A 4,686-nucleotide genomic window follows, 5' to 3' on the forward strand; every position below is an offset into this window, starting at 1 on the left:
CCCCGTCGGCGGACGGGGACCTGCGGTTCACCGTCACCCTGGCCGACGGCCGCAGAGCGAGCCGGCCGATGAAAGCTGCTTCAGAACCCCACCGCACCGGAAGGCACATGATCCCATGATTGCTGCTGAAGAGACGTTCGACGGCACGTGGCTGTATCCCGCCCGCTTCAACCAGGCGGCCGGCTTCCGCCAGCACTATGTCGACGAGGGCCCCGAACAGCCCGACCAGACCATCGTCATGCTGCACGGCGAGCCCACCTGGGGCTACGAGTGGCGCCACCTGATCGGGCCGCTGTCGCGCCACCATCGCGTGGTCGTTCCCGACCACATGGGCTTCGGCAAGAGCGAGACCCCGCAGGACCACACGTACGACGCGAGCGAACACATCCTGAACCTCGAATCACTGCTCGTCGACACGCTCGACCTCACGGACATCACCCTGGTGCTCCGTGACTGGGGCGGCCCCATCGGTACCGGGTTCGCGCTGCGTCACCCCGACCGGATCTCCCGGATCTTCGCCACGAACACCGTGCTGCCTCTCGCAGACGACATCGCCCCTCTCATGGAGGCCAACGGCGTCGAGAGCCGGTGGTTCCAGTGGGCCCACTCGGCGCTCGCGGACGGTTCGTTCGAGCAGATCCTCGGAAACGCGGGTCACACCATCGCCCACCTGATGATCGACCTGCAGCATGTCGCCCGGCCCGAGATCGCCACGCCGACCTGGATCCGCGCGTACTCCAGCCCCTTTTCGACCCCGGCGGAGTGCCGCGGTGTCATCGCCTTCCCCCGCCAGGCGCTGGAGGGCCCGCAGGGCCCGCCGCCCGGCCCGCCGCCCATGGAAGCCGTCGCCGCGTTGCGCGCCGTGCCGGCGATGCTGGCGGTCGGGATGCGGGACACCGCACTGCTGCCCGAGTACGTGATCCCGTCGTTCAAGCTGGCCTACCCCGACGCACCCGTGGTCGAGATTCCGAGCGCCGGCCACTTCCCGACCGAGGACGCTCCCGAGACGCTGCTGGCACTGCTCGAGCTGTTCCTGCAGACGACGCCCGCGCGCACCTGAATCCTGAATGTCGAAGGGCCGGCTCCGCACACGCGGAGCCAGCCCATCGCCGTGCGGCAGAGGTGATGCTCGATGGTCAGGACAACCGGATCTCGGGATGCATCGAACGGCGCCCTCCGCCCGGACTTGCGGGCCAGTAGACCCGACCCTCGACCATCGGCGCCGCATCAGGGCGGAGATCGTTTATGGGACAGGCTTTAGTCGGTGAATGCGCCCATGGCGCGGTCGAGCAGCACCGCCAGGGGGACCTTGCCTTCACAGGCGACCCAGCCGGTCGATGCCGCGTCCGCGCAAGCGAGGGCGGCCGCGACCAGGGCGGTCGGCCTGGGATCCTCCGGATGGTCGGGGCCGGTCCCCAGCCGGCGTGCGATCTCCGGGACCATCATTTCCTGCCGCCCAGCTGCTTCTCGTAGTGCCGGGCCCGCAGGGACGGCGTGTCCTGGAGCATCCGCAGATAGCTGAGGGTCCGCTCGGGTGCGGCCTCGTTCATCCGCGTCATCACGTCGAACGCGCGGGGCAACGCCTCCCACGGCCGCTCCTCGTCCGGCCGGGCGGCGAGCGCGTCGGCGATCTGGCGGCCGATCTCCTCCAAGTCGACCAGAACGATGTCCTCCTTCGTTCCGAAGTGCCTAAACAGGCTGGCGCGCGACAGCCCGGCCTCGGCCGCGATCTGGTCGACGGTCGTGCGCTCGAAGCCCTGCTCGATGAAGAGCCGGAGCGCCACCTCCGTCACTTCCGCCCGGATGGTCGCGCGCATGCGCTACGGCTCCCCGGTCCCCGCCGACGTGATGGAGCGCTTCGAGACCGAGATGAACGTCATCGGCCCGACGGGGTTCTCCTCGTACTTCCTCGTCGTCGCGGACATCTGCCGGTACGCCCGCGCCCAGAAGATCCGCGTCGGGCCGGGCCGTGGTTCGGCACCGGGGTCGATCGTGGCGTACGCGATGCGCATCACCGAGCTGTGCCCGCTGGAGCACGGGCTGCTCTTCGAGCGGTTCTTGAACCCCGAGCGGATCGATCCGCCGGATGTGGACCTCGACTTCGACGACCGTCACCGCGAGCGCATGGTCCGGTACGTGGTTCAGAAGTACGGCGACGAGTACACGGCGCTGGTCAACACCTTCGGCAGGCTCAAGGCGAAGAACGCCGTCAAGGACACCGCGCGTCTGCTGGGCTACCCGTTCTCGCACGGTGAGCGGATCACGAAGGCCCTCCCGCAGGACCCGAGGGGCGAGTCGATCCCGCTGCCCGGGATCTTCGACAAGGATCATCCCCGCTACGGGGAGGCCGGCGAGATCCGTGCACTGTACGAGAACGAACCCGATGTGCGCCGGGTCCTCGACGCGGCGATGGGCGTCGAGGGGCTGATCCGTAACACCGGGGTCCACGCCCGGGTGCCGTTCCAATACGTGGTCTCTGCGGCCGCCTGTCCTTTCGACAGTCCAGCACGCGGAAGGCGGTGTCGCCAGGACGATGCACACGTTGACCCGGTCGGCGGCCCCCCGCCCGCCGGATTGCGGGTAGGCGCTGCTGCCGACCACGGCCTGCCGCGGGCCACAGTTGTTCTACCAGCACGCGCAGGGTCTGCTGGTTCGCCGTGACGACCCGGACGACCACATGTCATAGCCGACGCGCAGCCCTGGTCGCCTCCAGCATCGCGTCGAGGATGCCCCGTGGAGCCACTGCGTCTCCGACAAGATGGGTTTCCCACGGCCCCGTTTTCAGTTGCTGGTACAGACCGTCGCGCGGCCGTGCCCCGTCGCTGAAGACGACCAGTTCCAGTCCTTCGATGCCGGTGGAGTGCCTCGTGTAGACCTGCTCAAGGTCCACAGTGAGCGAGTCGCCTGGCCGGATGGCGACGACATCCTGATCGGTGATGATCTCCACGCCCGCCCGGCAGAGGTTGTCGTACACCGGTTCCCGGGTGGACTTCTCTTCCATCTCGGCGATCATGTGATACGGGGTGAGGATGCTCACCCGGTGCCCGGCGACGGCCAGTGCGTGTGCCGCCAGGCCGGCCTCGGCGTTCCCGATGAGGTCGACCACGAGGCAGGATGCAGCCGTGCCCAGCTGCGGCGGGTGAGCGAACACGTCCTCGGCGCTGGTCACCCCCGGCAGATCAGCGCCCGGGAGCTGTGGGATGTGCGGCGTGCTGCCGGTCGCGACGACGACGGCGTCGGGCTCGAGCTCGGCGACGACGGTCGCGTCGGCTTCGACGCCCGTACGCACTTCGACGCCGGCCTGGTGCGCCTGGCGCACCAGCCAGTCGATCGACTGGCCCCACTCAGGACGCATGGGCGCACGAGAGCTGATGGCCACGCGCCCGCCAAGGAACGGCCGGGCCTCCAGCAGGGTCACCTGGTGACCCCGCGAACTCGCCACCCGTGCGGCCTCCAGCCCGCCGGGCCCGCCACCGATGACGACGACACGACGGGACGCCCGGGCGGGTGCGATGTCCCTGAGTTCCTTCTCGCGTCCGATGACGGGGTTGTGCGTGCAGCCGGTGTAGAGGCCCTGTGGCCCGCGGCCGACGCACCCCTGCTGCATCGCGACACATGGCTTGACGTCCTGGAGGGCACCCGCGGCGACCTTGTTCGGCAGATGCGGGTCCGCGATCAGCGCTCTCGTCATGCCCACCAGGTCGCAGATGCCGTCGGCGATGAGACCATCGGCGAACGCGGGGTCGCTCACCCTGCCCGTGTAGAGCACCGGCCGGTCGGTCGCCTTCCTCACCTCGGCGGCGTACTGGGCGTACACACCCTGAGCAGCGTCGAACGCGGGGATCACCTTGCTTCCGATGCTCACCGGCTCCCCCGTCGCGCCCGCCACGCTGAAGTAGTCGAGACAGCCGAGCTGGTCGAGATAGGCGACGATCTCCTTGGCACCGTCGATCCCCCTGCCCCCCGGAATCAGCTCGTCGCCGCTGATCCGCAGACCGACGACGAAATCACTGCCGACGGCTTCCCGCACGGATTCGATGACCTCGACACCGAAACGCATCCGGTTGACGAACGAACCCCCGTACTCGTCGTCACGCTGGTTGATCTCCGGCGACCAGAACTGGTCGATGAGGTGCCTGGCGTAGCCGGAGATCTCCGCGCCGTCGAACCCGGCACGCTGCAGGCGGCGGGCGGCCGCGGCGTACGCCGCCACGATCTCCCTGATCGTGTTGCTGCTACTGCCGCGGATCGGGGACGTCACACGCCCGAAGCGGTTCTTCCAGATGCCACATGTTCCCGCCACCATTCGAGAGACGTTCTGGCTCAGCTCGCTCGCCGTCGCGCTGTCGTGGGGCGCAGTCGGGCTCTTCCAGTCGGTGGTCCCGTCGTGGATGACCAGCCTGCTGAACATCGACAACCTTCTGCTCGGCGGTGGGGCAGCCGCACTGGTCATGATCTGCTCGGTGATCGCGCAACTCGGCGGAAGCCGCATGGACCCGCGCACGTCCGTCACCGCCGGCCTGGGAATCCTCGCTCTGGGAATGATCGGCCTCCTCGTGGTCGACCTCGTCCCGAGCCTGGCACTGCTTGGCCCGCACCTCCGTCGAACCGCCGGGCGCCTTGACAGCGAGCGTGTCGGCCAGGAGCCGGGTGCAGGCGGCCAGGGCCTGACGGTCGTAGGGGATG

The 4,686-nt window shown here is 68.8% G+C and carries 5 protein-coding genes and 1 pseudogene; 3 read left to right on the forward strand and 3 right to left on the reverse strand.

Annotated features, from left to right (window positions below; translation table 11 throughout):
• Window positions 1–115 precede the first annotated feature (115 nt).
• Window positions 116–1,060 (forward strand): alpha/beta fold hydrolase, encoded by a 945-nt coding sequence (locus ABT116_RS39620; RefSeq protein ID WP_351644657.1) that lies wholly within the window; start codon window positions 116–118, stop codon window positions 1,058–1,060.
• A 197-nt stretch (window positions 1,061–1,257) separates the two neighbouring features.
• Here the strand turns inward: ABT116_RS39620 and ABT116_RS39625 are convergent, their stop codons facing one another.
• Window positions 1,258–1,446 (reverse strand): acyl-CoA-like ligand-binding transcription factor, encoded by a 189-nt coding sequence (locus tag ABT116_RS39625; RefSeq protein WP_351644661.1) that lies wholly within the window; start codon window positions 1,444–1,446, stop codon window positions 1,258–1,260.
• Window positions 1,443–1,817, reverse strand: coding sequence for a TetR/AcrR family transcriptional regulator (locus ABT116_RS39630; protein ID WP_351644664.1), 375 nt, complete (start codon window positions 1,815–1,817; stop codon window positions 1,443–1,445). Before ABT116_RS39630 ends, ABT116_RS39625 begins: the two co-directional genes overlap by 4 nt.
• Here ABT116_RS39630 and ABT116_RS39635 point away from each other — a divergent pair.
• Window positions 1,816–2,451 (forward strand): annotated as a pseudogene (locus tag ABT116_RS39635) (DNA polymerase III subunit alpha); the annotation flags it as partial. The gene ABT116_RS39630 and the pseudogene ABT116_RS39635 overlap by 2 nt on opposite strands.
• A gap of 229 nt (window positions 2,452–2,680) precedes the next feature.
• Here ABT116_RS39635 and ABT116_RS39640 read toward each other — a convergent pair.
• Window positions 2,681–4,411 (reverse strand): oxidoreductase, encoded by a 1,731-nt coding sequence (locus ABT116_RS39640; protein ID WP_351644668.1) that lies wholly within the window; start codon window positions 4,409–4,411, stop codon window positions 2,681–2,683.
• On the opposite strand from ABT116_RS39640, the gene ABT116_RS39645 reads away from it, so the two are divergent.
• A partial coding sequence (locus ABT116_RS39645) for a hypothetical protein (protein WP_502984018.1) occupies window positions 4,392–4,686 on the forward strand: 295 nt, incomplete at its 3' end. The two genes, ABT116_RS39640 and ABT116_RS39645, sit on opposite strands and share 20 nt — an antisense overlap.

Origin of the sequence: Streptomyces sp. NPDC002130 (genome assembly GCF_040296465.1) — a bacterium.
Classification (GTDB): Bacteria; Actinomycetota; Actinomycetes; order Streptomycetales; family Streptomycetaceae; genus Streptomyces.

Coding starts and splice junctions, on each gene's coding strand:
- ABT116_RS39620 (WP_351644657.1), top strand. CDS start 116: ATGATTGCTGCTGAAGAGACGTTCGACGGCACGTGGCTGTATCCCGCC.
- ABT116_RS39640 (WP_351644668.1), bottom strand. CDS start 4,411: ATGTTCAGCAGGCTGGTCATCCACGACGGGACCACCGACTGGAAGAGC.
- ABT116_RS39625 (WP_351644661.1), bottom strand. CDS start 1,446: ATGATGGTCCCGGAGATCGCACGCCGGCTGGGGACCGGCCCCGACCAT.
- ABT116_RS39630 (WP_351644664.1), bottom strand. CDS start 1,817: ATGCGCGCGACCATCCGGGCGGAAGTGACGGAGGTGGCGCTCCGGCTC.